Here is a 26,619-nt window from a genome sequence, read left to right on the forward strand (position 1 = left end):
TGAGGTTCACAACTAACCCTAGTAGGCCAAAAGCGCGACTAGGCTTCGTTTAGCCATTGAGCGTAATATTTCCTGACTTTCGCGATCTTTGGATCGATAATCACGCGGCAATAGCCGACTTCCTGGTTTTCGGAGTAATAATCCTGATGGATTTGCTCGGCAGGATAGAAATCTTTGGACTCTTCCAGCGTAGTGACGATCGGATTGGGGTATACGCGCGAGAACTTCTCGATGGCGTCCTGGAAGAGGCCGCGCTGCTGGTCATCGAGCGGGAACATCGCCGAGCGGTACTGCGTGCCCACATCGTAGCCTTGGCGGTTCAGCGTGGTGGGGTCGTGCACGGTAAAGAACATGTCCAAGATGACTTCGGCCGGAACCACTTGCGGGTCAAAGATCACGGCGACACCTTCGGCATGGCCAGTGGTGCCGCTGCAGACTTCGCGGTAGGCCGGATCCTTGGTGTGGCCGCCGATGTATCCGGAAATCACGGCGTGGACGCCACGGGTTCGCTGGTACACGGCATCCAAGCACCAGAAGCAGCCGCCGGCTAGTACGAAGGTGCTCAGCTTGGTGTCCTGGACTTCCAGGAACGGGCTGAATTGATGAGGGGACTGAAGGCTGGGAATACTCACACAGTTCACAACGTTGCGGCGTTGCATTCTGTTCCATCCCCATACCCACCGCGTAGGGTGGTGGGTATGCAGAGCAAGGCAGATAACTCGCAAGACCTGGGGAAGAGCAGTGATTCCCTGGACGCCTCGACGCTCAAGCCCGTTACCGGAGAAACACCAGAGCAACCGGTGGAAGACACCTCGGTTCCGCAGACCACCTTGGGTAACGTCCTTGAAGCAGCTGAGGAACTTTGGCCAAAATCATTGGCCGAAGATTGGGATGCCGTTGGCTTGGTGACCGGACGTACCAGCCAGCAGATTTCCAAGATCGTGATGGCTGTTGATCCAACGCTGGAGGTGATCGAGGATGCAATCGAGCGTGGGGCCGATCTGCTGATCACTCACCACCCGTTGCTCCTGCGCGGAGTCACCCAGGTTGCCGGCACCAATTTCAAGGGCGAAGCCATTCACCGCCTGATCGAATCCGGAACCGCATTGCTTACGGCGCACACCAATGCCGACAGCGCCATCGGGGGAGTCAACGATGCTCTCGCCGATGCCTTCGGGCTGAAGGACTGCGTGCCGTTGATCGAGTCCAAGGACGGACTGCCAGAAGAAGGCTTGGGACGAGTTGGCTTCTTGGAGAAGCCGATGAAGCTCGAGGATTTCGCTGAACGCGTTTACACCGTGCTCCCAGCGGTGGCTGGCGGTGTACGTGTCGCCGGAGACCGAACGGGCATCATCCGGAAGGTCGCCCTCTGCGGCGGTGCCGGCGATTCCCTGTTTGACGCGGTGCGCTCGCACCAGGCCGATGTCTACGTGACTGCTGATCTGCGCCACCACCCGGCAAGCGAAGCACGCGAAGCTGCCAACGGCGGGTTCCCTTACCTGATCGATGTTTCCCACTTCGCTTCGGAATGGGTCTGGCTGTCGGCTGGTGCCCGCGCCTTGGGCAACGTGCTCAACGATCTTGGGCACACCGTGGAGATCGAGGTTTCCCAAGTGAATTCCGATCCATGGGACTTCGTGCTGACTCCTTAGTCAGTGAATTCCATGCTGCATCATCTGGAAATATGGGTTGAGGATTTGGCAGCCAGCACAGCTTCCCTGGGCTGGCTGCTCACTCGCCTTGGCTATGTGGTGGATTCCCAATGGGCTGACGGCATCAGCTATGCCCGCGACGGATTCTATATAGTCCTGGAATCCGGACCGGATGCCAAAAAGCAACGGCATGACCGCCTGGGTCCCGGGCTGAATCATTTGGCTTTCCATGCTGGCACCAGGCAGGCGGTGGAAACGTTGGCTTCCCAGGCGCTGGATCACGGATTCACCCTGATGTTCCCGGAGCTGCACCCGTACGCCGGGGGACCAAAGCACTACGCGGCGTATTTGGAAGATGCTGCCGGATTCGAGATTGAACTAGTCGCAGCGCTTTGACGAAGCCGCATTAGCCATGCCAGCACCCTTCATCGGCAGAGCACCAGCCGCCTTTGGCGACTTGCCCAAGGACGTTAATTCACGGTGGTGAACTGGTGGTCTTCCGGCAACAGGATGTTCAGCGCCAAGCCCTTCTTGTCTTCGATGAGGGACGCTTCCCACTTGGTCTGGACCAGTTCGAGCAATTCTCCAGGGTTTTTCGGTGCGACCGGTTGCTGGACCAGGAAACCGGCGACCTCGCCACGGGTGTGCTTGGCAAAGTGCGAGACCACCTTCGGGACCCCATTGCGCATCTGGAAGACGTTGACCGTAACGGTGTTGCCATTGGCCGGCTTGTAGGCGGCCGCATAGGTGCTCGATCGCGCGTCCACGATCAGCTGGTCGCCGGAGACCGCATCCAGCACCGGAGCCAGACGCTTCTTCCACCAGGTGGCCAGCTTGCCCAGCGGCTCGAGCTTGACCGACATCGACAAGCGGTAGGGCGGAATGCGATCGCCAAAACGCACGGCACCCCACAGGGCGGAGACCACGATGATGGATTCATCGGCGCGACGCTGCGCTGCTTCATCCAGGCTTGCGTAGTCCAGGGCCTCGAAGAGCACCCCCGAGTAGATATCGTGCGCCTTGGCTGCGGGCTCGGTGTGCAGATTGATATTCCGCGCTACTTCCTTGGCCAGCGAGGCTCCGACTCCCAGCAGGTCCATGGCATCTTCGCGGGCTGAGACTTCAGCAAGGGCGCCAAGCACCAGCCGGCGTTCCCCGGAAAGCTCCGGAAAAGACAGATCCTCGATTTCGAACGGAGAACCTTCGGCGTGGGCGGTTTTGCCTTCGGAAGGCGGCAACAAAATAAGCACGCGTTCCAGCTTATCGGAGTTCACCTGATCTTCTGCCCAGGGCATGTACCCGCAGCGCAGATCTGGCTAGGCTGAACCCACGACCCAGCAGCGCTTCACGCAGAGCAAGGACAGAGCATGCCCCAGCAGAACTCAAGAGCTAGCCAAACTGCCTCCGGGCAGCACTGCGACTTCGACGTGATCGTGATCGGCGCCGGGCCGGCCGGGGAGAACGCCGCCGACTATGCCACCCGGCAGGGCCTGAAAGCGGCCATCGTCGAATCCGAGCTGGTGGGCGGGGAATGCTCGTACTGGGCATGCATGCCTTCCAAGGCCCTGTTGCGCAGCGGCGATGCGCTGCGCGCGGCACGCCGGGTTCCCGGGGCCCGCGAAGCGGTGACTGGTGCGCTGGATCCCGAGGCGGTGCTCGCGCGGAGGGACGCCTTCACCAGCAACTGGGATGATGCCGGGCAGGAACGGTGGCTGCGTTCGGCCGGCATCGAGTTGATCCGCGGCCGGGCGCAGCTTTCCGGGCGCGGCCTGGTGCAGGTGGCGGATCGCGAGTACTCGGCCCGGGCCGTAGTCCTGGCCACCGGATCCACTCCAGTTCTGCCTGGGATCGAGGGATTGGCTGAAGCCAGGCCGTGGGGCACCCGGGAGGCCACTGCGGCCAAGGCGATCCCGCCAAGGCTGGCCATCATCGGTGGCGGAGTTGCCGGGGTGGAGCTGGCATTCGCCTTCGCCTCCCTCGGATCCAAGGTCACCATCCTTGCCCGCGGGTCGCTGCTGGGCCGCGAAGAGCCGTTCGCCGGCGAGCTGGTGGCCCAGTCGCTGGCCGAGGCCGGGGTAGTGGTGCACCAGGACACCACTCCGTTGCAGGTCCACCGCGGTGAGCACGGGATAGCCGGCCTCCAGCTGCCCGGAGGATCCCTCGTGGAAGCCGAGGAAGTGCTCGTCTCCACCGGGCGGCGGCCGGAGATCGGGAACCTGGGACTCGAAGCACTCGGGGTGGACCCGTCCCGGCGGCTGCAGGTCGATGACACGATGCTCGTGGCGGGCGCCGACTGGCTCTACGCCGTGGGAGATGCCAGCGGGCGCAGCCCGCTGACCCACCAGGGCAAGTACCAGGCCCGGGCCGCGGGCGAGGCCATTGCCGCGAGGATCAATGGAACCGGGGTTCTCGATGCGCCCTGGGGCAGGCATGCGGCCACGGCGGACCACCATGCGGTGCCGCGCGTGGTCTTCAGCGATCCGCAGATCGCCGCGGTCGGACTCACCGAACGCCAGGCCCGCGACGCCGGTCTGCAGATTTCGGTTATCGAGCACGAGCTGGGTGCGGTGGCCGGGGCGAGCCTGCACGCCGACGGGTATTCCGGGCGGGCCAAGCTGGTGATAGACCAGGCGCGTTCGGTGATCGTCGGCGCCACTTTCGCCGGCCAGGATGCCGCGGAACTGCTGCATGCGGCCACCATTGCGATCGTCGGCGAGGTCAGCCTGGACCGGTTGTGGCATGCGGTCCCCGCCTATCCGACGATCAGCGAAATCTGGTTGCGGCTGTTGGAAGCCGAGCGCTTCGGGTAGCGCCAGTGTGGCCAGTGGCTCTCGGTGGTGGTCAGCGTCGGGAAACTCGCGGGGCTAGAATGGTTAATGAATGGGATGGCCAGACGGTCGCGTGGCAAGCAATTGCCCCGAGGAACGTCCGGGCTCCGCAGAACAGGGTGGTGGGTAACGCCCACTCGGGGTAACCCGCAGGCTAGTGCCACAGAAAATAGACCGCCAGGTTTTCCTGGTAAGGGTGAAACGGTGGTGTAAGAGACCACCAGCACCCCAAGTGATTGGGGTGGCTAGGTAAACCCCACTCGGAGCAAGGTCAGACAGACTGCGTTATGAGGGCTGTTCGCCCCATGCAGTCGGGTGGACCGCTAGAGGCTGCCGGCAACGGCAGTCGTAGATAGATGACCGTCCCGCTTCGGCGCGACAAAACCCGGCGTATCGGCCATCCCATTCACACTCTTCCTTCCTGCGATTGCGCCGGCATCAGCCCTTGGTGCGCTGGTGAGATGATTCACAGTCCCCGATCCTCAGTTTTTCTGCGCACGGTCTAGAATGGATCATGTACTTACGAGGATGATCCTGTTACCTCGTGCCACCGCAAAAGCAATGGTGCTTCCCACGGTGCCAACCGACTTTATGGATCTGCGAGTCGGCTGAATTGGAAGGATTTTCTGTGACCCAGCAGTCTGTCGTTGCCCAGCAAGAATGGAGCGGGCGCGAAGAGCTCGCCGAGGCCATGATCCCACTGATCGGACGTCTGTACCGCAAGAACAATGTGGTGACCTCCGTCTACGGCCGCAAGCTGATCAACCAGTCCGCCATCGACATCATCAAGGCCCACCGCGTAGTGCGCCGCATCGATGGCGAAGAGCTCGACCTGAACGACACCAAGGCCATCCTGGATGCCATCGAGGCCCTGAACGTCGGTTCGGTAGCAGTTGACCTCGGCCGCGTGAACAAGAAGTTCAAGGAATCCGGTTCCGCTGATCTGAACGCCTTCCTGGCCGATGAATTGGGCGAGAAGGTTGGCCAGGCCGGCGCAACCGACGCTGAACCCCAGGACGTTGTCCTCTACGGCTTCGGCCGCATCGGACGCCTGCTGGCCCGCATCCTGATCGAGCGTGGCGGCTACGGCCTGCGCCTGCGCGCCATCGTGGTCCGCAAGGGCTCGGATGACGACATCGTCAAGCGCGCTTCGCTGCTGCGCCGCGACTCGGTGCACGGCCGCTTCGAAGGCTCGATCACGGTCGACGAGGAAAACAGCACGATCCTCGCCAACGGCACCCTGATCAAGGTCATCTACTCGAATGACCCGACCACCGTCGACTACACCGAACACGGCATCGACAACGCCATCGTGGTGGACAACACCGGCCGCTGGCGCGATGAGGCCGGCCTGTCCCAGCACCTGGCCGCCAAGGGCGTTTCCCGCGTCCTGCTGACCGCACCGGGCAAGGGCGATCTGAAGAACATCGTCCACGGCATCAACGATTCGTGGATCACCGCGGAAGACAAGATCGTCACCGCTGCCTCGTGCACCACCAACGCCATCACCCCAGTGCTCAAGGCCCTGAACGACAAGTTCGGTGTCACCCACGGGCACGTCGAGACCGTTCACTCGTTCACCAACGACCAGAACCTGATCGACAACTTCCACAAGGGCGAGCGCCGCGGCCGTTCGGCAGCGCTGAACATGGTGATCACCGAAACCGGTGCCGCCAAGGCAGTGGCCAAGGCCCTGCCGGAGTTCGAAGGCAAGCTGACCGGCAACGCGATCCGCGTACCGACCCCGGATGTCTCCATGGCGATCTTGAACCTGAACCTGGAGAACGGGACCACCAAGGAAGAGCTCAACGCCTACCTGCGTGAAACCTCGCTGACCTCCAGCCTGCACAAGCAGATCGACTACATCGATTCGCCTGAGGTTGTCTCCACCGACTTCGTCGGCTCGCGCCGCGCCGGCATCGTTGACGGCCTGGCCACCATCGTGTCCGGCAAGAACGCTGTCGTCTACGTTTGGTACGACAACGAGTTCGGCTACTCCTGCCAGGTTGTCCGCGTCATCGAATCGATGGCCGGCACCCACCCGGCAGCAGTACCAGCGCTGAAGGCTGAAGCCGTCACCGCCTAGGACCTCGCTGCTTGCAGCTGAAGGGACCATCCCAACGCATTGCGCGCTGGGATGGTCCCTTTTGCTATTCCATCCGGGCGGCACGAAGCCCTCCAAAGGACCTTCCGGTTCCAGGGGGCCAACGAGAACCAGCACCTGGCCAGCACCTCTCCAGCAAAGTCCAGGCAGGTCTCGACCTTTGCGCGCATCCGGGCTTGGAGGTCCGCTTGAGCCTGCGACGCCCCTGCATCAACGGCGGCTGCAGGTGCGCCGCTTCGCGGGCATCTCTGTACCTCCGCACTGCTAGGCTTTAGGCCATCAAGCATTGGATCGAGGTTGGTTAATGGACAGTACCCGGACGCTGGCGGCGCGCATGGCGAGCCAGCTGCTACTGGAGCCGGCAGAATCCGTACTGCAGGCCGCAGAACACATGCTCGCGTTCCAGTCCCAGGACTTCGCTGCAGGACGCTACGCGCTGGCTCAGCGCTCCGCAGCGCAAGAATCCCGCCAGCAAGTCGATGCGCTCTTCAGCGAAGGACGGCTCGTGCGGTCATGGACCATGCGGGGCACGCTGCATATCTGCTTGGCCGAAGATGCGCGCTGGATGACTCGCGCAACGCGTGAACGCACCTTGCGCTCCTCGGCCACACGGATGCGGGGACTGCAGATCGGCACCCAGGACATTGACCAGGCAGCTGGCATCATCAGCGCGCATCTGCAGCAGCACGGGCAAGCCAGCCGCACCGCGCTCTTCAAGGCACTGAACCAGAATGGAATGGAGACCGGCCAGCAGCGAGGACTGGTTATCCTGCAGGTCCTCGTCCTGGACAGGTTGATCTGCCAGGGGCCCATTCCACAAGACGCGAAACTCATCGCGCAGGACTTCGTGCTCGTGGATGAATGGATTGCACGTCACCGGGAACCAGAAGATCCGTTGGCGGAACTCTTGCGCCGCTACCTGCACTCGCATGGGCCAGCTACCCTTCGCGACGCAGCCTGGTACACGGGACAGACGCTGACCACCATGAGAACCGCCGCGGAAGCACTCGGCGGCTTGCTGTCCAGCGCAGGAAGCGATGAGCGCGGGGAGTGCTACTGGGTCATCGCCGGCAGCCGCGCCCACCGGGAGCTTGAAGCGATGGAGCCCACCGGGCTGCCACTGCGCCTGCTCGGTCCCTTTGACGAGTACTACCTGGGCTACGCGAATCGCACGCTGGTAGCCGACGAGCAGATGGCCGCGCAGATCCTGCCCGGCAAGAACGGCATGTTCCTGCCCTTCTGGCTAGAACAAGGCAGGGCTTCGAAGCTCTGGAACGCAGAAACAGCGCCCACCGGCAAAATCGGTGCGGCGCTGCATCAGCGGTATCTGGACTTCAAGACTGCCCGGTAGGCGGCGGGAGGCCTAGTGGCCGAATGGATCCTCATCGGTACCCGGCAACCAGGTGTTGCCAGGCACGCCCCAACCCAGAGCCTTCTTGGCCTTCTTCCACTTCTTCTCCCAGCGTGGCTGCAACTTGTCCACGTAGAGGTAGCCGTCAAGGTGGTCGTACTCGTGCTGCATGATGCGCGCGAACCAGCCGTGCGCTTCGAAAGAGATCGGATTGCCGAACTCGTCGAAACCCTCCACCTTCGCATAGTCGGCACGCTGCAGCGGGTAGTTCAACCCGGGCACGGACAAGCAGCCCTCGGAGTCGTCATCAGCATCCGCGGGAGCCTGCGACACCTTTGAAAGCGTCAGCTTGGGGTTGATCACTACGCCCCGCTCGGGAGCATCGTCCTGGTCCGCGAAGACGTAGGTGAACATGCGCAGGCCCAAACCGATCTGCGGAGCCGCCAGGCCCACGCCATGCGCTTCATCCATGGTGAGGTGCATATCGGCAACGAGCTCGCGCAAGGCGCCATCAAACTCGGTGACCTCCACCGCACGCTTGTGAAGTACAGGTTCTCCGTAAACAGTGATCTGCCGAATAGGCACGTGATCGGTTCCTTTCAAAAGTGCTTAGAGTGCTCGTCCAATAGTTTCACGCATGATCTCGCTTGTGCCACCGAAGATGGTCAGCAAGCGGGAGGCAGTGAAGGACTGGGCAATCGGGTACTCCATGATGTAGCCATAGCCGCCATGCAGCTGCAATGCCTGATCGGAAAGCTTTTTAGCGCTCTCACTAGCCCAAAGCTTGACCTCGGCAGCCTCGGAAGGATCCAGCTCGCCGTCGTTGAATGCCAGGACGGCCCGGTCCACGAAGCTTTGGGTGACATGCGCCTCAGTCTTCAGGTTAGCCAGTTCGAAACGGGTGTTCTGGTACTCGGTCAGCGCCTGGCCAAAGGTCGAGCGGTTCTTCGCATGTTCCAGCGCCTGCTCGAAGGACGCGGTGCAGATCGCCGAGGCAGCCACGGCAATAGCCAGACGGGCCTGGGGAAGCTGCGCCTTGACATGGGCCAGGCCCTGTCCAGCCTCGCCAACAAGATCTGCAGCTGAGACGCGGACATCGTCGAAGAACAGCTCAGCGGTATCAGAAGCCCGCAGCCCAATCTTGTCGAAGGGGCTGCCGTTGGTGTACCCCTCGGAACGCTCGACCATGAACAGCGAGAATGACTGCTCGCCCGCCCGTCCGCTTTCGCCATCGGTGCGCGCAAGCACCAGAGCGGCATCGCCAAACGCAGCATTGCCGATGAAAGTCTTCTGGCCGCTAATCAGCCAGTCATCGCCATCGCGGACCGCCTTGGTGCGCACCGCGCGCAGGTCAGACCCAGCGCCAGGCTCGGTAAACGCGCAGGAGGTAATGGTGGAGCCATCGACCATGCGTGGAAGCCACTTGGCCTTGAGCTCGGCAGAGCCGTAGGAGAGCAGGTACGGCAGCACCAGGTCGTCGTGCAGGTGGAAGGCCAAGGCTACGGACAGATGCCCCGAACGCACGAGCTGCTCATCAAGCACTACACGGAAGCGGTAATCATCGATGCCCATGCCACCGAACTGCTCAGGCACTGCAAGACCCAGCAGGCCGTTTTCACCGGCAGACTGCCACACCTCGCGGGGGATCTGATGATCCTTTTCCCACTGAGCGTATTTACCGGAAATCTCCCGGGCGTTGAATTCCGTAGCCAGTTCACGGAACTGCTCGTGGTCCTCTTCAAAGAGCGCGCGTTTCACAGGGGGAGTACCTTTCGGTGGATGGAACGAAGGCATAAAGCTCACTGGCTTGCCGAAGTACATCATCCATTATGGTCGCTCAGGCCAATGCGTGCCTATTCGCCAGGGCAAACAACGATTCAAGTCACTAGATAACGCAAAAAGTCTCGAAAAACACGGGGGTAGACCCCAAAACACAACGCATTCGAACATAGTTTCGAATCCGTGTTCCTAGCCACCGAAATATGACTTAACGCCGCATCCGGGCAGCACTGCGCTCGCCGGTAGGTTCGAACTGCCTGTTCAATCGGTCCTGTCGGCGACGAGTCTGCAGCTCGCATCCGCGCGTAATGGCGTTGGCTTCACCGGAGCCAACGATAATTCAGATCGGGCCCCGGGTAGACGAGTGGCTCGTTGTGCAGGGCGGGCAGTGCCAATAGTGCAGCCCTGGACTGTCCCGCGGGTTGCGGATCACTCCACGCGAAATCGACCCGGTTGTCGCTTGATGGAATCTGTTTGTTTCGAGACTGCTGGCAGGGTTGCGTGCGATCGCGTCGAGGCGCCCGACCTGTGCCATGGAAGCGATCTTTTCGGCGTCGGCAGGGTGCCTGGGCATCTGGTGGTTCCATGCGGTGGCCATTGCCGGCGGTGAAGGCGGGTTGGCGGCTAGCGGCGCGATGCTGAACGCCGTGTCGGATTCGCTGGCGGGGACTGGTGGCGAGTGCCTCTGGATTCCAGATGTTCGGTCTGGAATCAACGAGGCCCGGTGCCTTGCTGATTGCGCTTCAAGGCGTCGGAAACGAGAAAAGACCTGGTTCGGAATTTCCATTCCGAACCAGGTCTTTCGATCTGGGGTGAGTAACGGGGTTTGAACCCGCGACCTTCTGGACCACAACCAGACGCTCTACCGACTGAGCTATACCCACCATGTCTACTTCGTTACTAGTCAGAAGCTGTAGTGCTCATGATCTCGTACCGGGCAACGAGAAATACTATACACGTATCCAGGCCGGAAATACCAATTCGCATGGAGCCATTTCCGGGATTGTGACGGGATGCTCATTATTCATGGCCGTGGGGCTGTTGCTCGCCGCTGAACTGACTCATGAGATGGATCCCCGTGCCGTGATCACGCCTTTGCCAGCAGTACTTGCGGGAAATGCTTTGCTGCAGGTGCAGGGCCCGACGATGCTAGGCATCGACGGTGGAAGCCGATATAGTTTGAGCCACCGTGAAGAATTGATGATGGGGGGAATTCTTGGGCATTGACGATCTTCTGGAAGCCTTGAATGCTGGCCAGAGAATTACCGCCGGTTCGCCGCTGCATGCGCTCATGCATAGCACAAGCCAGGACGCGCTGCGCATTTGCGCGGAGCTGAACGACGGCTACCGCAGCCCAGGGCAAGTGCGGGATTTGCTGCGGCAGCTGACCGGAACGAACGTTGACGACTCGGTGGTGCTATTCCCGCCGTTCAACTCGGAGTTTGGCCGCAATATCGAACTGGGGAAAAACGTCTTCATCAATGCTGGCTGCAAATTCCAGGACCAAGGCGGCATCAGTATCGGGGATGAGTGCTTGATTGGGCACAACGTCGTTGTGGCAACACTTAATCACGATCTTGAACCTGCTCGGCGGGCGGATATGATTCCGGCTCCAGTGATCATTGGGCGCAACGTCTGGATTGGCGCGAACGCGACCATACTTTCCGGTGTCACGATCGGCGAGAACGCAGTTGTCGCTGCCGCCGCGGTCGTAACGAAAGACGTACCTGCCGGCGCTGTTGTGGTTGGCTCGCCAGCCAGGGTGGTGCGCACGGTCTAATTCTGCGGCTCGTCAGCTGAGCGGCGGCGTTGCCAGGCGTGCGGGTAAAGCAAAAGACTCGATCCGGAACTTTCGTTCTGGATCGAGTCTTTGTCTCTGGGGTGAGTAACGGGGTTTGAACCCGCGACCTTCTGGACCACAACCAGACGCTCTACCGACTGAGCTATACCCACCATGTTTACTTCGTTACTAGTCAGAACGCTTTTGCGAACCAATTCCGTATCTGGCAACGAGAAATACTATACACACAATTCCGCGCTTGATGCCAATCGGAAGGCCCCTGGGGCACTGTGCAGTGCATCACCAATGCGCCGGGGCCTTCGTTTAGCGGCTAGCCGGCGCTTTGGGTGATCCCGGCGGCGATCTTCCTGGCCTCATCGGAGGTTGGTCCCGGCGCCGGAACCATGATGGCGTCGCGGTAGTAGCGAAGCTCGTTGATCGAATCCTGGATGTCGCCCAGTGCGCGATGGTTGCCGGTCTTGGCTGGAGCGCCGTAGTGCGCCTTCGGGAACCAGCGGCGGCTCAGCTCCTTCAAGGTCGACACGTCGATAATGCGGTAGTGCAGGTGCTCGATGACTTCGGGCATATCGCGTGCCAAGAAGTTCTTGTCGGTGCCCACCGAGTTGCCGCCCAGCAACGCCTTGTTCGGCTCCGGAACGTGCTTCTTGATGTAGTCGACCACCAGGCGCTGGGCTTCCTCCATGGAAATGCCGTTCTCCAGCTCGGGCAGCAGGCCGCTAACCACATGCATATTGCGAACGAAGTCATCCATCTGCGCCAGGGCTGCCGGCTCGGGCTTGATGACTACCTGGATGCCCTCGTCGACGATCTCCAGATCGGAGTCGGTAATGAGCACTGCTACTTCGATCAATGCGTCGTTAACCAGATCCAAGCCGGTCATTTCGCAATCGATCCATACAATTTTTTCTGAGTTACTAGCCACGTAACCAATCTACACTTCAAGCAGCGCTGTGGGGGAGCGCACCCTCGTCGCACGGCGGAAGGCCAGTGTTTCAACCGGCCTGGACGCGTGCTCGATGCTAAAATCGTCTGAGATTTCCGGCTGTTGAATTGCCTGCTTGCAAGGGCACGGCACATGCGACGCTGGCTTAATTACTCTCGAACTCATGTCCGTTACAGCCCGAGGTGTCAGTGTGTCAGCCAGCAAGCCAGCAGCAGTGAGCTCCCCGCCCTACGCTGGAGTGAATAGGACTCTTCTCAGCGGCGTCATCGGTTCCTCCCTGATCCTTTTCGGATCCTTCGGTACCGGGTGGCTGGCCAGCGTATCCCCGCTGAACCGCGACCCGTTCTTCATCATGCTGCGCACCGAACCGGCCGGCGTGATCACCTGCGTGATCCTGCTGGCCCTGGGTTGCTGGGTCCTCTTCCGTTCCTGGTGGCGCCTGGGCCAGAAGCTCAAGGGCTGGGGCGAGGGTTCGCTGAAGGTGGTCCGCCGCGCGGTCTGGCTGTGGAGCATCCCGATGTTCGTCACCCTGCCGATCATGAGCCGGGACGTGTTCGCCTACATCGGCCAAGGCCGCCTGGTGGCTGCCGGGCAGGATCCTTATGTTGACGGAATATCCTCGTTGAATAACTGGTTCCAGCTCGGTGCCGACACCATGTGGGCTCAGGACGGCACCCCCTACGGCCCGCTCTACCTGAGCATCGAATTCCTCGTGGTCAAGCTGACTGGCCCTTCGACCGACGCGGCGGTCCTGGCCTTCCGCGCCATTGCATTCATCGGCGTGCTGCTCTGCCTGCGCTACGTGCCCAAGCTTGCCGAACTGCACGGTGTCTCCGGGGCCAAAGCCGCCTGGATGACCGTGGCGAACCCGCTGTTCCTGGTGAACTTCGTGGCCAGTGCTCACAACGATGCCCTGATGACCGGCCTGTCGGTCTGGGCCGTCTACCTGGCATGCAAGCGCTACGGCTTCTGGGCCATCGTGGTGCTGGCGGCCTCGGTGGGGGTCAAGCCGATTACCCTGGTGCTCCTGCCGTTTATCGGCCTGCTCTGGGCAGGGCCTAATGCTGCCTGGCCGCGCCGCATCCTCTACTGGTTCTACACGGGAATGATCTTCCTGGCTCTGATGACCGTGGTTGGGTGGCTCAATGGCTACTGGTTCGGTTGGCTGAAGGTCATGCTCTTCACCGGTACCGGATACTCCATCTTCTCCCCGGTAGGCATCGCGGTCATCGCCCTGAGCGGGCTGGTCTCCGCCATCGGGCTGTCCACCGAATGGATCCTGCCCGCGGCCAAGCTCTTCGGCCGCCTGGTCGGCGTAGCCATCGCCTTCGTCTTGATCTTCCGCGGAAAGCATTCGCACCTGGTGCAGCGCATGGCCATCGCCTTCGCGGCGATTGTCGTGCTCTCCCCGGTGATCCAGCCGTGGTACCTCCTGTGGCTGCTGCCGTTCTTCGCCGCGACCGGCCTGCGCGATGACTGGCAGATGCTCTGGCTGCACCTGACCACCATCTTCTTCCTGGCCTACCAGGCCGCTGACCAGATCTTCGTCTGGCAGTTCCTGCAGGACTCCCTGGTGCCACGCGTCCAATTGATTTCCTGGGGCATCTCCATCGCCTGCGCCTTGTACCTTGTCTTCTTCGATCCGAAGACCAAGAACATCTGCGCTGATCTGCTCAGCTCGACCAACTGGCTGAAGAAGAGCAAGAAAGCCTAGTGGCAGTGGAGCAGCCGAAGCTGGCACCGCAGCGCGCAAGCCTGCGGTCACTATCATGGCAAGGGTTCACCGCCTCGGCCATGATCACCGTCGCCTCCTGGGGGATCGGCTGGTTCCCGCGCAACCAGCTGTCCCCGCTGGCACGCAGCGGCTTCTTCATAGAATTCCGAACCGAAGTGCCAGGTGTCATCAGCTGCATCGTGCTGATGGCCGTGGGAATTGTCTGGTTGACCCGAACCTGGATCCTGGCCCGGCCATGGGTCCAGGCTGCCGGTGAGATCACCGGGCGGGGACTGGCCCGCGTGCTGGCCATGTGGTCTGCTCCGCTGATGCTCAGCTTCCCGATCCTCAGCCGCGACGTCTACTCCTACCTGGCCCAGGGACGCATGCTGCACGCCGGCAAATCCCCGTATGCCGAAGGCGTGTCCGCGCTTCCGGGCTGGTTCGATGGCGGATCCGACAGCCTGTGGGCGCAATCGCCCTCGCCCTATGGCCCGTTCTTCCTCGTGCTCGCCCGCATCATCTACTTCGCCTCCAACGGCATTCCCGAAATCGGCGTGGGCCTGCTGCGCATCATTGCCGTGCTCGGTGTCTGGGGCTGCTATCACTTCACTGCGAAGCTGGCGCAGAAAATGGGGCAGAGCGCGAACTGGGCCAACTGGGCCATCGTGGGCAATCCGCTGTTCCTGCTGACCATGATCGGCGGCGTCCACAATGACGCGCTGATGATCGCCGGTGTCTTCAGCGCCTTCGCCTATGCCTACGACCGCCGTCCCATGGCCGCCACGATGGCGCTGGCCATAGCCGTGTCGGTCAAGCCGATCGTGCTGCTGGCGCTGCCTTTTATCGGCTTGGTCCTGCTGGGCAGGAGCCCGTCGATGCGCGAGAGGTGGAAAATCTGGGCCAAGGTCGCGGCCCTCTCCCTGACCTGGCTGCTTTTGATCGGTGCGGTCACCAACCTCTGGTTCGGCTGGCTGCTTGCCATGTTCACCGCGGGCGATGCGGCGTTCCCGTACGCTCCCGTGGGACTGATCGGCTGGTCCCTGAGCAATCTCGCTGGCATATTCGGCGCCGATATCTCCTTGGTGAATGCGATCGTGGTGGGCGTCTTCCAGGTCATCGCGCTGGCCATTGTGGCGCGCCTGGCGCTGGCCAAGGACACCTCCAGCCCGGTGCGCCTAGCGGCGTGGGCGCTCTCGGCGGTGGTGCTGCTGGCTCCGATTATCCAGCCGTGGTACATTCTGTGGCTGATGGCGCTGTTCGCCATTTCGCACAAGGTGTCCTGGGGATCTGAAAAGCTGATGATCTATGCATCCAGCCTGATCCTGGTGGCGGTTTTCGTCGACCAGCTCTCCATCGAGCAGTGGCACTCGGCCTGGGTGATGAAGACCCTGGCTGGCGTGCTCGTAGCGGGCTTGTTCATCGGCCTCTTCACTGCCGATGCCAGAACCAGGCAAGTGCTGCGCGGGCCGAAAGCATAGCCAAGGTCACATTCTGCAGCCCAGCTTTCTCCCGGAAAATTCCGCTTAGATAGAAATATGCAAACAATGTTCTGGCCAGCGGCAATCGCCATTCTCGGCGGCGCCCTCTTCTTGGCGTCCGCCGGCGTTTTCCTGCTGGCCGTGCAATACCGCCGGCATGGACGGTTGTCCTGGCGCCGCACCATCACCACCACAACCGCAGCCGTCTACGGATTCGGCCTGTTCAGCTACACCATGCTTCCGCTGCCGTCCACGCGCGACGAATTCTGCCGTCCCGGGGTGGCCATCCCGCAACTGGTGCCCGGCCGTTTCGTCGATGACTTCAGGCTGGCCATCGTGGAACGCGGACTGAGCGGATTCGCCACCAGCTTCACCCTGTGGCAGGTGCTGTTCAACATCATCTTGTTCATGCCCCTGGGCATCTTGGCCGTGCGCTGGCTGCGCGGCAACATTTTCACCGGTGTCCTGCTCGGCTTCGCGGCCTCGCTGGCCATCGAGCTGACCCAGTACACCGCTATTTGGGGGTTGTACACCTGCGCCTACCGCGTGGCCGACGTCGATGACCTGATCACTAACACTGCCGGCGCGCTGCTGGGCGCGATGATCGCCTACCTGCCGATGTTCCGCTTCCTGTCCGGCCCGGTGGAAGCGGACGCGGCCAATGCGCCGGCGCGGCCGGTGACCCGCGCCCGCCGTGCACTGGCCAACATCTTCGATGCAGGCTTCACCGCCGGAGCGCTCCTTGTCATCGGTGCTGCCCTTGAACTGCTGGAGCGCTTGGGTGCCCCGGAGTTCGGCCAACAGTGGATGAACTTCTGGCTTCCGCTGATCGTGGTCTTCTGCGTCTTCTGGCTGCCGAGCCTGGCGCCGGGACGGGCTACCCTCGGCCAGCGCTGTGCCTGGCTGATGCTCACCGACGGGCAGGGGCAACCGGCTCCGGCCGGCCGGGCCTTGCTGCGCAGCCTGCTCGGATTCGGCGGGATTAACTTCCTCTTCCAGATTTCCACCAGCATGGTCGACTTCACGCCCTACCCGCTGCTGAACATGCTCGTTGTGATCTATATCGCGATCAGCGCCTTCTACTTCATCTTCGAGGCGAATCACCGGGGGCTGGCCGGAAAAATCAGCGGTACCGGTTTCATCGACCGTCGCGCCCTTTGAGCCAAGGCACCCCAGCACCGCAAGGCGCACGCTAAAATGGAACGCGGTGGTCTGCGCCTCGGGTGCGGTCCAGCAAACTCGCGTTTGAAGACATACCGATAATTCCCAAAAAGTTAGGTCTGCTCAGCAGCATGGAAGATAACAAACCAGAGGTCCCGGCCGAACCGCACCGCGCCGTCCTAGGCACGGCCGTAGGCGCGACGGTCCTCATTGCCATCGGCGCATTCGTGCTCTCGTTCGCTGCATTGACCGACCTGGCCGAGCGCTCGGGCATCAGCCCGCGCCTGGCCTGGATCTGGCCAATCATCATTGACGGCATGATCGTGGCCGCCACCGTGGCCATCGTGGCCCTGAACGGCTTCCATCGCAAGGCCATGATCTACCCGTGGTCGCTGCTGTTCTTCGGTGCGATCGTTTCCACCGCGGCGAACTCCACCCACGCAATCTTGACCGTGGACTCGATCGAAAACGGAGTCCCGCCGCTGGTTTCCGCGCTGGTTGCCGCCATGCCGCCAATCGTCTTGCTGGCCATCACCCACCTGACCGTGCACATGTACCAGAAGAAGTCCGAGGCCGCGAAGCTGCGCGCTGAGCTGGAATACAACGAAGAGCGGGAAAACGCCGAGAAGTACGGCGTCGCTTATGATGATGGCTACAACGCTGCGCTGACCGACACCAAGACCGCCGAGGAAGAACGCCTATCGGTCCTGGAACAGGATCACCAGGACGCGCTGGCCCGAGCCCGCGCCGAAGGCATCGCGGCCGGCCGATCGGACTCGAAGGTCACCCCGATCAAGCAGAACGCGCAGCCAGCCAAGGAAACCAAGCCTGCCGCGCAGAAGAAGACCGAGGACAAGGCGCCATTGTTCGACGACATGGCTAAGCGCCTTTCCCGCCCATAAGGGCCGTCGCCGCACCCGGCTGGCGCCAGGGCATGAGCATGAGGACAGCATTTTCAGGAACGCTTTAGCATCCAGGAGGCATCAATGATGGATCCGGCGCAGGGCCAGGCGAACGACGAGTTCTCCGAACAGATTGCGGCCGCCGTTGAGCAGTACAAGTCTGTGACCGGCGAACTCAATACCGTCATGTCGGCCATGAAGGCGAAGATCCGCCGGTTGTTCGCGAATTCCGAGGTGCAACCGCTGTTCATTACCGGCCGGGTGAAATCGCCGCAGTCCTTCGCGGCCAAGGCCTCGCGCCGGCTGCAGGAAAGTTCCGAGACCGCCCCGGTGCTGGAATTCCCCAACCCGCTGCGCGAAATCCACGACATGGTGGGCATCCGCATCATCGTGATGCTGCCCCATGAAATCCAGCAGGTGGCCAGCCTGATCAAGTCGCACCGCGACTCCTTCGACTGCCGCAGCGACCGGGAGAAGGACATCGGCTCGGTGGAGTCCGGCACCTACGGCTACTCCTCGCGCCACCTGCTGCTCAAGACCCGCAGCGAGCCGATCGTGCGCAAATTCCAGGAGGCTTTGGGCAAGCCGGTGGTAGCCAGCGGCAACTTCGTTTTCGAAGTGCAGATCCGCACCGTGCTGCAGCATGCCTGGTCCGAAATGGAGCACGACATCCGCTTCAAGCATCCCGGCGAGGCCGCCTGGAATCCGCAGATCGACCGCCACTTCACCGCCACCGCGGCGATGCTGGAAACCGTGGAGGACTACTTCACGGACATCGACGAGCTGTACCACCGCCTGAACGGCTACCACGACCAGCAGGGCGCCGGATCCGAGCCGTTGACCGGCGAGAAGATCGGCGAAATATGGCAGACGCTGTTGCCGCACGTCGACCGCAAGCGCGATGACGATTGGTCCTGGGCCGCCGAGCTGCTCGGCTCCCACGGCATCGACCAGACCTGGCAGCTGGCGCAGCTGCTGGATGCGAATGTGGTCACCGATGTGCGTGCGGCGCTGGACCACCGGTACTCGCCGGGTCCGGACCGCTTGCTGGACGACGTGCTGCTCTGGCGCTTCGGCAAGGACCACATCGACAAGACCAGCGGCGGGGACCTGCGCCGCGAAGCCTCCTTGCGCCGCCGCCTGATCCAGATGATGGATTACCGATCGCAACCCAGCGACAAGGAATAATTTCGATTCGAAGCCCGGATTTCCACTGCGGTGGAAGTGCGGGCTTCGATTCTTTAGCCAGCTCAACCCCAAACTGTTAGTTTGTGCACGTTCCGCAGGCCACGGCGTGGTTGGCCGGTAGAATAGTCAAGTTGCCCAATTTGTGGGCCGCACAATTCTTGTACCCGCATGAAAGGGCCACACCATATGATTTCCGTAGCCAACCTTGAGCTACGCGTCGGCGCCCGCTTGCTGATGGACGAAGTGAACTTCCGCATCGACAAGGGCGACAAGATCGGACTGGTGGGACGCAACGGTGCCGGCAAGACGACGATGACCAAGGTCCTCGCCGGCGAGACCCAGCCAGCCTCGGGTGAGGTCACCTTCAAGGGCTCCATCGGCTACCTGCCGCAGGACCCCAAGACCCCTGACATGGAGCAGCTGGCGCGCAATCGCATCCTTGGCGCCCGCGGCCTGGACGTGGTGGTCACCAAGCTGGCCCAGAACCGCGAGGACATGGCCAGCGAGGACGCTGCCGTCTCCGCCAAGGCCATGCGCCAGTACGACCGGTTGGAAGCAGAATTCATCGCTGCCGGTGGCTACGCTGCCGAATCCGAAGCGGCCGCCATCTGCGCCAACCTGGATTTGCCGGACCGCATCCTGGACCAGCCGCTGCGCACCCTGTCCGGTGGACAGCGCCGCCGCGTCGAGCTGGCCCGCATCCTCTACTCGGACGCCGAGACCCTGCTGCTCGATGAGCCGACCAACCACCTGGACGTCGATTCGATCATGTGGCTGCGCGACTTCATCAAGAACTACCCCGGCGGCGTGCTGATGATCAGCCACGATACCGGCCTGATGGAATCCACCGTGAACAAGGTGCTGAACCTCGACGCGAACCGCGGCGTGGTGGATGTCTACAACATGAACTGGAAGCGCTACAAGATCCAGCGCGAAACCGATGAGCGTGCCCGCAAGCGCGAGCGCGCCAACATCGAGAAGAAGGCTTCGGTCCTGCTGACCCAGGCGAACAAGATGAAGGCCCGCGCCTCCGGCGCCTCGGCGGCGCAGTCCATGCTCAAGCGCGTGGATCGCATGCTTTCCGGGCTGCAGGAAGAGCGTTCCTCCGACAAGGTTGCAGCCCTGCGCTTCCCGGATCCGGCTCCCTGCGGCAAGACCCCGCTCATGGCCGAAGGCCTGTCCAAGGCCTATGGCTCGCTGGAGATCTTCAACGATGTCTCGCTGGCCATCGACCGCGGCTCGAAGGTTGTCATCCTGGGCCTGAACGGTGCCGGCAAGACCACCTTGCTGCGCATGCTCGCCGGTGTCTCCGAACCCGATACCGGAAAGATCATTCCGGGCCACGGCCTGAAGATCGGCTACTTCGCCCAGGAGCATGACACCTTGGATCCGGAAGCCAGCGTGCTGGAGAACATGCGCCGCAACGCGCCTGACCACCTGAACGATGCCGACGTCCGCTCGATCCTCGGCTCGTTCCTGTTCGTCGGCGACGACGTGACCAAGCCGGCCGGCGTGCTCTCCGGCGGCGAGAAGACCCGTCTGGCCCTGGCCACCATCGTGGCTTCCAGCGCCAATGTGCTGCTGCTTGATGAGCCGACCAACAACCTCGACCCTGCCTCGCGCGCCGAGGTGCTGGGCGCGCTGTCCACCTTCCCGGGTGCCGTGGTCATGGTGTCCCACGATGAGGGCGCAGTGATGTCGTTGCAGCCTGAGCGCGTGGTCATCCTGCCTGATGGCGATGAGGACCTCTTCAACGAGGATTACCTGGAATTGGTTTCGCTGACTTAAATCCTGACAACGCGCAATAGCTCTCGTAGGCTTGGCAGATCACCATCTTCAAAGGGAGCTGCCAAGCCATGAGTGTTTTTGGACGCAAATTACCGCGGATCGCAGGCGCTGGGCTGCTGCTTGCCAGCGCGCTGGCCGGCTGCGCCGCACAGGTTTCCGATGAGGTCAACGCCCAGTGGACGCTGCTGGACCCTGCCGGGGTGTATGCGTCGAGCACCAGCCTCGACCTCGGGGTCATGCGGCTTGCCTGTTCCTCCGGGGTGACCGGCGAGGTGACCGCCACCCAGGTGGAGCTGTCCAATGACCAGATCGCCATCGGGATCGTGGTTGAACCGCTGGAAGGCGAAGCGCATGCCTGCCAGGGCAACGAGACCGCGCCCTACACGCTGGAACTGCAGGAGCCGGTGGGGGACCGCACCCTCATCGATGCCTCCTGCCTCGAAGGCGAGTGGCACAAGACTCCTGGGTGCAGCGACAGCGGGATCCGCTGGACGCCGCCGGCCAACGGCAGCTGAAAGAAAACTGCATTAAGCAGAGAACCGCGCGGCAACTGGAATATTCCAGCTGCCGCGCGGTTCCCTTGTTTCCCGCAGCTACTTCGGGAGGCCCCCTGGCGTGTGGTCGGCCTGGTCGAGCAACGCATCCTCGATGGCTTCATCGGTCGGCGTGCCGTCACGGCGGAACTTCTTATCCGGCTTGGCGCGAATCTTGCGCACCTTGTGCAGCGGCTCGTCCAGGCCCAGCGCCTCGGCTTCGGCTTGCTCGGCGGCATCCTCGGCGTTCAGCTTCTTCTGCTGGCGAGCGGCATACCAGAAGCCGATGAAGGCCAGCACGCCAAAGATGTACCACTGGATCTCGTAGGAAAGATGCGGACCTTCATCCATATCCGGAGCGTCCAGCTGCAGTGGCGCAGTGGCCGGGGCCGGATCCTCTTCATACATCAGGCCGTAGGCGCCCTGGGCGATCTCGTAGTCCAGGAGCTTGGCGTAGTCTTCGAGCTGGATCGAAGCCAATTGGCCCTCCGGGGCGCCGCGGTCCAAGCGGATTTCCGATGGTTTCAAGCGCACATCCACAGTGACTTCTCCGGCAGGTGGCGCTGGAACAGCATCCGGGTGGCCGTCTTCCTGGTTGCCGATCGGCAGGTAGCCGCGGTTCACGACGACAGTTCCGCCCTCGTTGGTCCTGAACGGCACCAGCACCTCGTAGCCGGGGCTGCCGGCCTTGATGCGGTTGCGCACGATTATGGTATCCGCGGGCAGATATTGGCCGGTGAGCTGCGCGGTCATCCAGGTCTTGTCCTCGTCCAGGTCCTGGAAATTCTCCAGGGCCTGCGTGCCGGTGACCGGCTCTGCGAAGTAGTTGCGGTTGACCCGTTCGATGCCCTCGAGGACTTCGGCACGGCGGTCGGCTTGCCAATTGCCCAAGCCAATGCAGGCGGCGGCGAAGATCGCCACCAGAATGAGCCAGCCGACCCACCGGGTACTGGCCAGAAAACGATACATCTACTTGCTTTCTCCTTCATTGCCCGGCATCGGCAGCGTTTCCTTGTAGAGCAGGCGTTCCTTCAGATACGTTTCGAGCCAGTCGCGGTGCTCTTCGCAGGCCAGCCAGATTTTGCGCCGGTCCGGGGTGTGGATCTTCGGATTATTCCACAGCAGCTGGTGGCTGGCGGCGTTGCGGCAGCCCTTTCGCGAGCACTGGATTTCGGCGGCGGCAGGGGAGCCGCCGAGCGAACCTAGCAGATCCACTAGTCCTCCTTGGGAGCAGTTGTTGGCTGTTGCACCGGTTCAGCTTCTTCGGCGAAGCTTCCGTCGATCACTTCTGGTTCCGGTGCCTGCTGCGCGGCCGGCGCGGTTTCGTCCGGTGCGGCGATAGCCTCGGCGCCGGGAGCCTTGTAGAACTCGGCGGGCGGTTCGCGTTTGGTCAGATCCGCACCGCCGTTGGCGATCACCACTGCGATATAGGGAAGGATAATTGCTCCCGCGAGCAAGACCCAGCGCAGCCAGCCATCGAAGAAGAAAGCGAGAACGAAGCAGATCAGGCGCACGGTCATGGAAATCGTGTATTTGCGCACACGTGAATCGCGCTCGGTGGTATGGGACTCGCGCGCTTCGGTAATGCGGTGAACTTCCGGTTGGCTGGAACCGTGATTCGTGGGCTGTGGGGACATGTAAAAGACTTCGCTTCGCAGTACGGGATCTGCTCCCATTGTCTCACCTGCGGCACGAAGAGTGTAATTTCTACGCGCTGTCGAAGCGGTAAAACTGGGTAGTAACTAATAGGATTGTTCACGGAGTAGCTACTTAACTAGGCAAAGTGCGCTTTTCGGCTGGCCCTTGGAGAGATTTACCATGCCAGGACAGCGAGCGCATGAACGGAGAAATACATTGACTACGGAACCAACCACTGGCCGCAGTGTCCTCGTGACCGGCGGCAACCGCGGCATCGGACTTGCTATTGCGCGCGCATTCGAAGCCAACGGCGACAAAGTGGCCATTACCTACCGCAGCGGCGAGGTTCCCGCCGGACTGCTCGGCGTCAAGGCCGATGTCACCGACGGCGAATCGATCGACGCGGCCTTCAAGGAAGTTGAAGCGGCCCACGGTCCGGTAGAAGTCCTCGTCGCCAATGCGGGGGTCACCAAGGACACCCTGCTGCTGCGCATGAGCGAAGACGACTTCACCTCGGTGATCGACACCAACCTCACCGGCGCCTTCCGCGTGATCAAGCGCGCGTCCAAGGGCATGATCCGGCTCAAGCGCGGCCGTGTCGTGCTGATTTCCTCGGTCGTCGGCCTTTACGGCTCGCCAGGGCAGATCAACTACGCGGCGTCCAAGGCCGGCCTGGTGGGCATCGCCCGCTCGCTGACCCGTGAACTGGGCTCACGCGGCATCACCGCCAACGTTGTGGCTCCGGGCTTCATCAACACCGAGATGACCGCTGTTCTGCCAGAGGACACCCAGAAGGAATACCTCTCCAGCATCCCGGCCAACCGCTTTGCTGAGCCTGAAGAGGTTGCCAACGTGGTCCGCTGGATCGCCAGCGACGAAGCAGGCTACATCTCCGGTGCCGTGATCCCGGTTGATGGCGGCCTGGGCATGGGCCACTAGAAGATTTAAGCAAGAAATCCAAAGGAGTACCACCATGAGTGAATTCAAAGGTGCCGTTGTAACCGGTTCCTCGCGCGGCATCGGTGCGGTGACCGCGCAGCTGCTGGCCGAGCAGGGCGTTGGCGTAGTGGTCAACTACCGCGCCAAGGCCCCGCGCGCCAACAAGATTGTTGCCGCTATTGAAGAAAAGGGCGGCAAGGCCGTTGCCGTGGGCGCCGACCTGACCACCGTTGAGGGTCCGCAGGCTCTGGTTGACGCGGCTGTTGAGAACTTCGGCTCGCTGGATGTCGTCGTGCTCAACGCTTCGGGCGGCATGGAAACCTCCATGGGCGAAAACTATGCGCTGCGCCTGAACCGCGACGCGCAGGTGGCCATGCTGGAAGCCGCGCTGCCCCAGCTGAGCGAGGGCGGCCGCGTGGTCTTCGTTACCAGCCACCAGGCGCACTTCATCAACGAAGTAACCACCATGGATGCCTACGACGCTGTGGCCAAGTCCAAGCGCGCCGGCGAAGATGCACTGCGTGAAATGATCCCGAAGCTGGCCGAGAAGAACATCACCTTCGTGGTGGTCTCCGGTGACATGATCGAAGGCACCATCACCGCAACCCTGCTCAACCGCATGGAGCCAGGTGCTATCGACGCCCGCCGCGAAGCTGCCGGCAAGCTGTACTCCGTCGAGGAGTTCGGCGCCGAGGTAGCCAAGATGGTCTTCGCCGACGTCGAGACCGGCCACACCGAGCTGGTTGGCGGCGCAGGCGACTTCCTGGAGCAGTCGGGCAAGTAAGCCCCGCAGCAGCGCGCATCAGCTGGCGGCAGTTACCCCGTGCAGGGGTTCCGACCGCCAGCTTTTCCGTGCCTGGGGCAAAATGCGCAGGGTTAAGCGAAATCGCCGGGCACCTCCGAAAGGGAGGCGCCCGGCGATTTCGCTTGGATCAGTCCTTGGGCTTGTCGCCGCAGACGATCTTGTGCCATGGGCTGTAGGTCCAGCTCTTGGTTTCAGCTGGCAGCTTCTTGGATCCATCGAAGGCTTCCCGGTAGCGGGTGATATCGATGCTGAAGCCCTTCTTGCCACCAGATTCCGAGACGCACTTTTCGGCCGGGTTGTACTTGGTTTCGGGGTTGGTCTGGTTGTACTTGCCCGAGCTCTTCTGCGAGACATCCCAGTACTTGGTGGACCACAGGCGGGTATTGACCTTGTCGCCCGAAACCCAGGCCTGGATCATCACGCCGTAGGGGGTGTTGTTCTCCCAGATCATGTCGATCTGGCCTTCCCACAAGGTGGCTTCGCGTCCCGCGGGGTAGCGCTCGAACCAGCGCGAATGCGGCTTGTGGGTGATGTCGTCGTATCCGGCCAGGAAGCCGACGTTGTACATCTGGGTGGAGATCTGCGAGAGTCCGCCGCCTACGGCTTCGGTGCTGAAGCCGCTTTCCACGACCCCGGAGCTGTAATAGCCGTTGGCCACGGTGATCGGGCCCAAGGCCTGCAGCAGCGAGAAGCGTTCGCCGGGCTTGATGATATCGCCATTGACGCGCGCCGAACCGGCATGCAGGTTCTTGGTGCGTACGGTATCGGAAGCCGGGTAGGGAGTGGAGAAGGTGACGATCGGTTCCTTGATGCCGAGCTTCTTCGCATCTGCGGTGGTGAAGTCGGCTTCCTTCTCGGTCATCTCAACTTCGGCAGTGCGGTTCTTGGCAGCGGTGGCGGCCAGGACCTTGGCGCCCAGGCCCTTGGTCTCCAGCGAGATGCCCTTGGAGGACTTGATGATGGACGGCTTGCCGTCCTTCAAGACGATCTGCGCATCCTTGGCAGTGCTGGAAAGATCTGAATTCTTCGTCGCAGCCTTGTAGAGCTTCTCGTCATCCAATGCGATCGCTGGGGCGCCATCCTTGGGCGCGTACTTTGCCGCCGCGGCAATAGACGCGGCCGAGATGGACGCCTTCTTGTCATCCGATGCCAGGATGACCTCGTCCTTCAGCAGCGCCTTGACGTCCTTGTCGTAGAACGCCTGCAGGGCGTCGGCAGAGATCGCCGGCTTGCTGACTTCGGCAGGAAGGTCGATCGCCGCGCCGGCAATTTCCCATTCCTCGCTGATCAGTGTGGCGGCTTCTTCGGTCTTCAGCGCTACGCCGTCAACGGGCTTGGTCAGCTTCGAGGTGCCATCCTTGAAGTCGATAGTTCCTTCGGCGACCTCGGCATTGGCCTTCTTGGCCAGCGCTTCAAGCTGCGCGCCCAGTTTTTCCTGATCTACGTCGACCGCTGGGGTGACGTGGAATTCGCCGGTGAGCCGCTCGTAGAGCTTGGCCGGGTTGATTTCGTAGGAAGTCAGTTCGTTGATGGTTTCATCAACGTTCAGTTCCAGGCCGGCCTTGGCCGGATCCAGGGTGTACTTTTCACCGTTGACGGTGACATCCATTGGCTTTTCAGCCAAGGGGAGTACCTCGCGTTCCAATTCGGCGCGAGCCTGGTCCTTGTTCATGGATCCGATGTTCACGCCCGCAAATGACGCGTTGGCTGGAACCTGGGAACTGACATAGGCGGCTCCGCCGAAATATGCTGCGGCTACGGCTGCAACACAAGAACCGGTAATGATCCAAGGCTTGGCCTTGCTCTTCGGCTTCTTCTTGTCTTGTGCGGAGTGCGTAGGCGTAGTTGAGGAACTGTCCGGGGAGGGGGTCTGCACTGGTCTGGTAGCTCTTTCGAAAGCGATAGGGGCTACGCGCGCGGCTAGGACTTATGCCGCCAGCCGTTAAACGCGTCAATAGAAATACTAACCGCTGGAACAACCGATCAAGTTACCGAAAGCCGCTATCGGCAGA

The 26,619-nt window shown here is 61.9% G+C and carries 25 protein-coding genes, 2 tRNA genes and 1 other RNA gene; 17 read left to right on the forward strand and 11 right to left on the reverse strand.

Annotated elements, in window-relative coordinates:
- Positions 1 to 38: 38 nt before the first annotated feature.
- Positions 39 to 566: a peptide-methionine (S)-S-oxide reductase MsrA gene (gene msrA, locus ACIOTL_RS08430; protein WP_332489255.1), complete on the reverse strand. Its 528-nt coding sequence runs from the start codon at positions 564 to 566 to the stop codon at positions 39 to 41.
- A gap of 132 nt (positions 567 to 698) precedes the next feature.
- On the opposite strand from msrA, the gene ACIOTL_RS08435 reads away from it, so the two are divergent.
- Together ACIOTL_RS08435 and ACIOTL_RS08440 are read left to right on the forward strand one after the other, a co-directional pair.
- Positions 699 to 1,652 carry a Nif3-like dinuclear metal center hexameric protein gene (locus ACIOTL_RS08435; RefSeq protein ID WP_286172103.1) on the forward strand — a complete coding sequence of 318 codons (954 nt, stop codon included), beginning with the start codon at positions 699 to 701 and terminating at the stop codon, positions 1,650 to 1,652.
- Between the two features lie 12 nt (positions 1,653 to 1,664).
- Positions 1,665 to 2,048 carry a VOC family protein gene (locus tag ACIOTL_RS08440; RefSeq protein WP_332489260.1) on the forward strand — a complete coding sequence of 128 codons (384 nt, stop codon included), beginning with the start codon at positions 1,665 to 1,667 and terminating at the stop codon, positions 2,046 to 2,048.
- Positions 2,049 to 2,122: 74 nt separating this feature from the next.
- Here the strand turns inward: ACIOTL_RS08440 and ACIOTL_RS08445 are convergent, their stop codons facing one another.
- Positions 2,123 to 2,902, reverse strand: a complete 780-nt coding sequence (locus ACIOTL_RS08445; RefSeq protein ID WP_400342479.1) for a YaaA family protein — start codon at positions 2,900 to 2,902, stop codon at positions 2,123 to 2,125.
- 117 nt (positions 2,903 to 3,019) lie between these two features.
- Between ACIOTL_RS08445 and ACIOTL_RS08450 the strand changes: the two genes are divergently transcribed.
- The 4 genes from ACIOTL_RS08450 (at position 3,020) to ACIOTL_RS08465 (ending at position 7,935) form a co-directional block, all read left to right on the forward strand.
- Positions 3,020 to 4,462, forward strand: a complete 1,443-nt coding sequence (locus ACIOTL_RS08450) for a dihydrolipoyl dehydrogenase family protein (RefSeq protein WP_400342349.1) — start codon at positions 3,020 to 3,022, stop codon at positions 4,460 to 4,462.
- A gap of 71 nt (positions 4,463 to 4,533) precedes the next feature.
- Positions 4,534 to 4,889: RNase P RNA component class A (gene rnpB / locus ACIOTL_RS08455), an RNA gene on the forward strand.
- A 219-nt stretch (positions 4,890 to 5,108) separates the two neighbouring features.
- Positions 5,109 to 6,566, forward strand: coding sequence for a glyceraldehyde-3-phosphate dehydrogenase (locus tag ACIOTL_RS08460; RefSeq protein ID WP_332489257.1), 1,458 nt, complete (start codon positions 5,109 to 5,111; stop codon positions 6,564 to 6,566).
- Between the two features lie 322 nt (positions 6,567 to 6,888).
- The gene (locus tag ACIOTL_RS08465; RefSeq protein ID WP_400342350.1) at positions 6,889 to 7,935 is read left to right on the forward strand and encodes a winged helix DNA-binding domain-containing protein; all 1,047 of its coding nucleotides are present in this window, start codon (positions 6,889 to 6,891) and stop codon (positions 7,933 to 7,935) included.
- A gap of 12 nt (positions 7,936 to 7,947) precedes the next feature.
- Here the strand turns inward: ACIOTL_RS08465 and def are convergent, their stop codons facing one another.
- The 3 genes from def to ACIOTL_RS08480 all read right to left on the reverse strand — a co-directional run bounded on the left by def (position 7,948) and on the right by ACIOTL_RS08480 (position 10,598).
- A complete protein-coding gene (def, locus tag ACIOTL_RS08470) occupies positions 7,948 to 8,520 on the reverse strand; it encodes a peptide deformylase (protein WP_105657783.1) in 573 nt (190 codons plus the stop codon).
- A 24-nt stretch (positions 8,521 to 8,544) separates the two neighbouring features.
- On the reverse strand, positions 8,545 to 9,693 hold the full coding sequence (locus ACIOTL_RS08475; protein WP_332489259.1) for an acyl-CoA dehydrogenase family protein: 1,149 nt from the start codon (positions 9,691 to 9,693) through the stop codon (positions 8,545 to 8,547).
- Positions 9,694 to 10,522: 829 nt separating this feature from the next.
- A tRNA-His gene (locus tag ACIOTL_RS08480) sits at positions 10,523 to 10,598 on the reverse strand.
- 1 nt (position 10,599) lies between these two features.
- On the opposite strand from ACIOTL_RS08480, the gene ACIOTL_RS08485 reads away from it, so the two are divergent.
- Together ACIOTL_RS08485 and ACIOTL_RS08490 are read left to right on the forward strand one after the other, a co-directional pair.
- Positions 10,600 to 10,941: a hypothetical protein gene (locus tag ACIOTL_RS08485; RefSeq protein ID WP_400342351.1), complete on the forward strand. Its 342-nt coding sequence runs from the start codon at positions 10,600 to 10,602 to the stop codon at positions 10,939 to 10,941.
- Positions 10,931 to 11,494: a DapH/DapD/GlmU-related protein gene (locus tag ACIOTL_RS08490; protein ID WP_105657784.1), complete on the forward strand. Its 564-nt coding sequence runs from the start codon at positions 10,931 to 10,933 to the stop codon at positions 11,492 to 11,494. Before ACIOTL_RS08485 ends, ACIOTL_RS08490 begins: the two co-directional genes overlap by 11 nt.
- A 97-nt stretch (positions 11,495 to 11,591) precedes the next feature.
- Here the strand turns inward: ACIOTL_RS08490 and ACIOTL_RS08495 are convergent.
- Positions 11,592 to 11,667, reverse strand: a tRNA-His gene (locus ACIOTL_RS08495).
- 158 nt (positions 11,668 to 11,825) lie between these two features.
- Positions 11,826 to 12,437 (reverse strand): oligoribonuclease, encoded by a 612-nt coding sequence (gene orn, locus ACIOTL_RS08500; protein ID WP_105661234.1) that lies wholly within the window; start codon positions 12,435 to 12,437, stop codon positions 11,826 to 11,828.
- 235 nt (positions 12,438 to 12,672) lie between these two features.
- On the opposite strand from orn, the gene mptB (ACIOTL_RS08505) reads away from it, so the two are divergent.
- The 7 genes from mptB (ACIOTL_RS08505) to ACIOTL_RS08535 all read left to right on the forward strand — a co-directional run bounded on the left by mptB (ACIOTL_RS08505) (position 12,673) and on the right by ACIOTL_RS08535 (position 21,207).
- Entirely contained in the window at positions 12,673 to 14,172 is a 1,500-nt protein-coding gene (gene mptB, locus ACIOTL_RS08505) for a polyprenol phosphomannose-dependent alpha 1,6 mannosyltransferase MptB (RefSeq protein WP_400342352.1), read from the forward strand.
- Positions 14,173 to 14,177: 5 nt separating this feature from the next.
- On the forward strand, positions 14,178 to 15,653 hold the full coding sequence (gene mptB, locus ACIOTL_RS08510) for a polyprenol phosphomannose-dependent alpha 1,6 mannosyltransferase MptB (protein ID WP_400342353.1): 1,476 nt from the start codon (positions 14,178 to 14,180) through the stop codon (positions 15,651 to 15,653).
- 57 nt (positions 15,654 to 15,710) lie between these two features.
- Entirely contained in the window at positions 15,711 to 16,814 is a 1,104-nt protein-coding gene (locus tag ACIOTL_RS08515; protein ID WP_332488926.1) for a VanZ family protein, read from the forward strand.
- Between the two features lie 131 nt (positions 16,815 to 16,945).
- Positions 16,946 to 17,716: a DUF2637 domain-containing protein gene (locus tag ACIOTL_RS08520; RefSeq protein ID WP_133833406.1), complete on the forward strand. Its 771-nt coding sequence runs from the start codon at positions 16,946 to 16,948 to the stop codon at positions 17,714 to 17,716.
- Positions 17,717 to 17,800: 84 nt separating this feature from the next.
- Positions 17,801 to 18,904, forward strand: a complete 1,104-nt coding sequence (locus ACIOTL_RS08525; RefSeq protein WP_105657790.1) for a GTP pyrophosphokinase family protein — start codon at positions 17,801 to 17,803, stop codon at positions 18,902 to 18,904.
- Between the two features lie 186 nt (positions 18,905 to 19,090).
- Positions 19,091 to 20,692, forward strand: coding sequence for an ABC-F family ATP-binding cassette domain-containing protein (locus ACIOTL_RS08530; protein WP_400342354.1), 1,602 nt, complete (start codon positions 19,091 to 19,093; stop codon positions 20,690 to 20,692).
- A 68-nt stretch (positions 20,693 to 20,760) separates the two neighbouring features.
- Positions 20,761 to 21,207 (forward strand): hypothetical protein, encoded by a 447-nt coding sequence (locus tag ACIOTL_RS08535; protein WP_400342355.1) that lies wholly within the window; start codon positions 20,761 to 20,763, stop codon positions 21,205 to 21,207.
- A 78-nt stretch (positions 21,208 to 21,285) separates the two neighbouring features.
- On the opposite strand, the gene ACIOTL_RS08540 is transcribed toward ACIOTL_RS08535, so the two are convergent.
- From ACIOTL_RS08540 to ACIOTL_RS08550, 3 genes are read right to left on the reverse strand one after another with little or no spacing between them, the layout of a single operon-like run.
- Positions 21,286 to 22,194, reverse strand: coding sequence for an SURF1 family protein (locus tag ACIOTL_RS08540; protein WP_400342356.1), 909 nt, complete (start codon positions 22,192 to 22,194; stop codon positions 21,286 to 21,288).
- Positions 22,195 to 22,440 carry an acetone carboxylase gene (locus ACIOTL_RS08545; RefSeq protein ID WP_105657794.1) on the reverse strand — a complete coding sequence of 82 codons (246 nt, stop codon included), beginning with the start codon at positions 22,438 to 22,440 and terminating at the stop codon, positions 22,195 to 22,197.
- A complete protein-coding gene (locus ACIOTL_RS08550; protein ID WP_105657862.1) occupies positions 22,440 to 22,862 on the reverse strand; it encodes a DUF3099 domain-containing protein in 423 nt (140 codons plus the stop codon). The genes ACIOTL_RS08545 and ACIOTL_RS08550 overlap by 1 nt, the downstream gene beginning before the upstream one ends.
- 181 nt (positions 22,863 to 23,043) lie before the next feature.
- Here ACIOTL_RS08550 and ACIOTL_RS08555 point away from each other — a divergent pair, with 181 nt between their 5' ends.
- Both ACIOTL_RS08555 and ACIOTL_RS08560 read left to right on the forward strand, forming a co-directional pair.
- The gene (locus ACIOTL_RS08555) at positions 23,044 to 23,802 is read left to right on the forward strand and encodes a beta-ketoacyl-ACP reductase (RefSeq protein ID WP_181148862.1); all 759 of its coding nucleotides are present in this window, start codon (positions 23,044 to 23,046) and stop codon (positions 23,800 to 23,802) included.
- 34 nt (positions 23,803 to 23,836) lie between these two features.
- Positions 23,837 to 24,586, forward strand: coding sequence for an SDR family oxidoreductase (locus ACIOTL_RS08560; RefSeq protein ID WP_105661240.1), 750 nt, complete (start codon positions 23,837 to 23,839; stop codon positions 24,584 to 24,586).
- Between the two features lie 148 nt (positions 24,587 to 24,734).
- On the opposite strand, the gene ACIOTL_RS08565 is transcribed toward ACIOTL_RS08560, so the two are convergent.
- Positions 24,735 to 26,483: a VanW family protein gene (locus tag ACIOTL_RS08565; protein ID WP_400342357.1), complete on the reverse strand. Its 1,749-nt coding sequence runs from the start codon at positions 26,481 to 26,483 to the stop codon at positions 24,735 to 24,737.
- Positions 26,484 to 26,619: the final 136 nt, after the last annotated feature.

Source organism: Glutamicibacter sp. NPDC087673 (genome assembly GCF_044743255.1).
Classification (GTDB): domain Bacteria; phylum Actinomycetota; class Actinomycetes; order Actinomycetales; family Micrococcaceae; genus Glutamicibacter.

Coding starts and splice junctions, on each gene's coding strand:
- ACIOTL_RS08435 (WP_286172103.1), top strand. CDS start 699: ATGCAGAGCAAGGCAGATAACTCGCAAGACCTGGGGAAGAGCAGTGAT.
- ACIOTL_RS08440 (WP_332489260.1), top strand. CDS start 1,665: ATGCTGCATCATCTGGAAATATGGGTTGAGGATTTGGCAGCCAGCACA.
- ACIOTL_RS08450 (WP_400342349.1), top strand. CDS start 3,020: ATGCCCCAGCAGAACTCAAGAGCTAGCCAAACTGCCTCCGGGCAGCAC.
- ACIOTL_RS08465 (WP_400342350.1), top strand. CDS start 6,889: ATGGACAGTACCCGGACGCTGGCGGCGCGCATGGCGAGCCAGCTGCTA.
- ACIOTL_RS08485 (WP_400342351.1), top strand. CDS start 10,600: ATGTCTACTTCGTTACTAGTCAGAAGCTGTAGTGCTCATGATCTCGTA.
- ACIOTL_RS08515 (WP_332488926.1), top strand. CDS start 15,711: ATGCAAACAATGTTCTGGCCAGCGGCAATCGCCATTCTCGGCGGCGCC.
- ACIOTL_RS08520 (WP_133833406.1), top strand. CDS start 16,946: ATGGAAGATAACAAACCAGAGGTCCCGGCCGAACCGCACCGCGCCGTC.
- ACIOTL_RS08525 (WP_105657790.1), top strand. CDS start 17,801: ATGATGGATCCGGCGCAGGGCCAGGCGAACGACGAGTTCTCCGAACAG.
- ACIOTL_RS08530 (WP_400342354.1), top strand. CDS start 19,091: ATGATTTCCGTAGCCAACCTTGAGCTACGCGTCGGCGCCCGCTTGCTG.
- ACIOTL_RS08535 (WP_400342355.1), top strand. CDS start 20,761: ATGAGTGTTTTTGGACGCAAATTACCGCGGATCGCAGGCGCTGGGCTG.
- ACIOTL_RS08540 (WP_400342356.1), bottom strand. CDS start 22,194: ATGTATCGTTTTCTGGCCAGTACCCGGTGGGTCGGCTGGCTCATTCTG.
- ACIOTL_RS08550 (WP_105657862.1), bottom strand. CDS start 22,862: ATGTCCCCACAGCCCACGAATCACGGTTCCAGCCAACCGGAAGTTCAC.
- ACIOTL_RS08555 (WP_181148862.1), top strand. CDS start 23,044: ATGCCAGGACAGCGAGCGCATGAACGGAGAAATACATTGACTACGGAA.
- ACIOTL_RS08560 (WP_105661240.1), top strand. CDS start 23,837: ATGAGTGAATTCAAAGGTGCCGTTGTAACCGGTTCCTCGCGCGGCATC.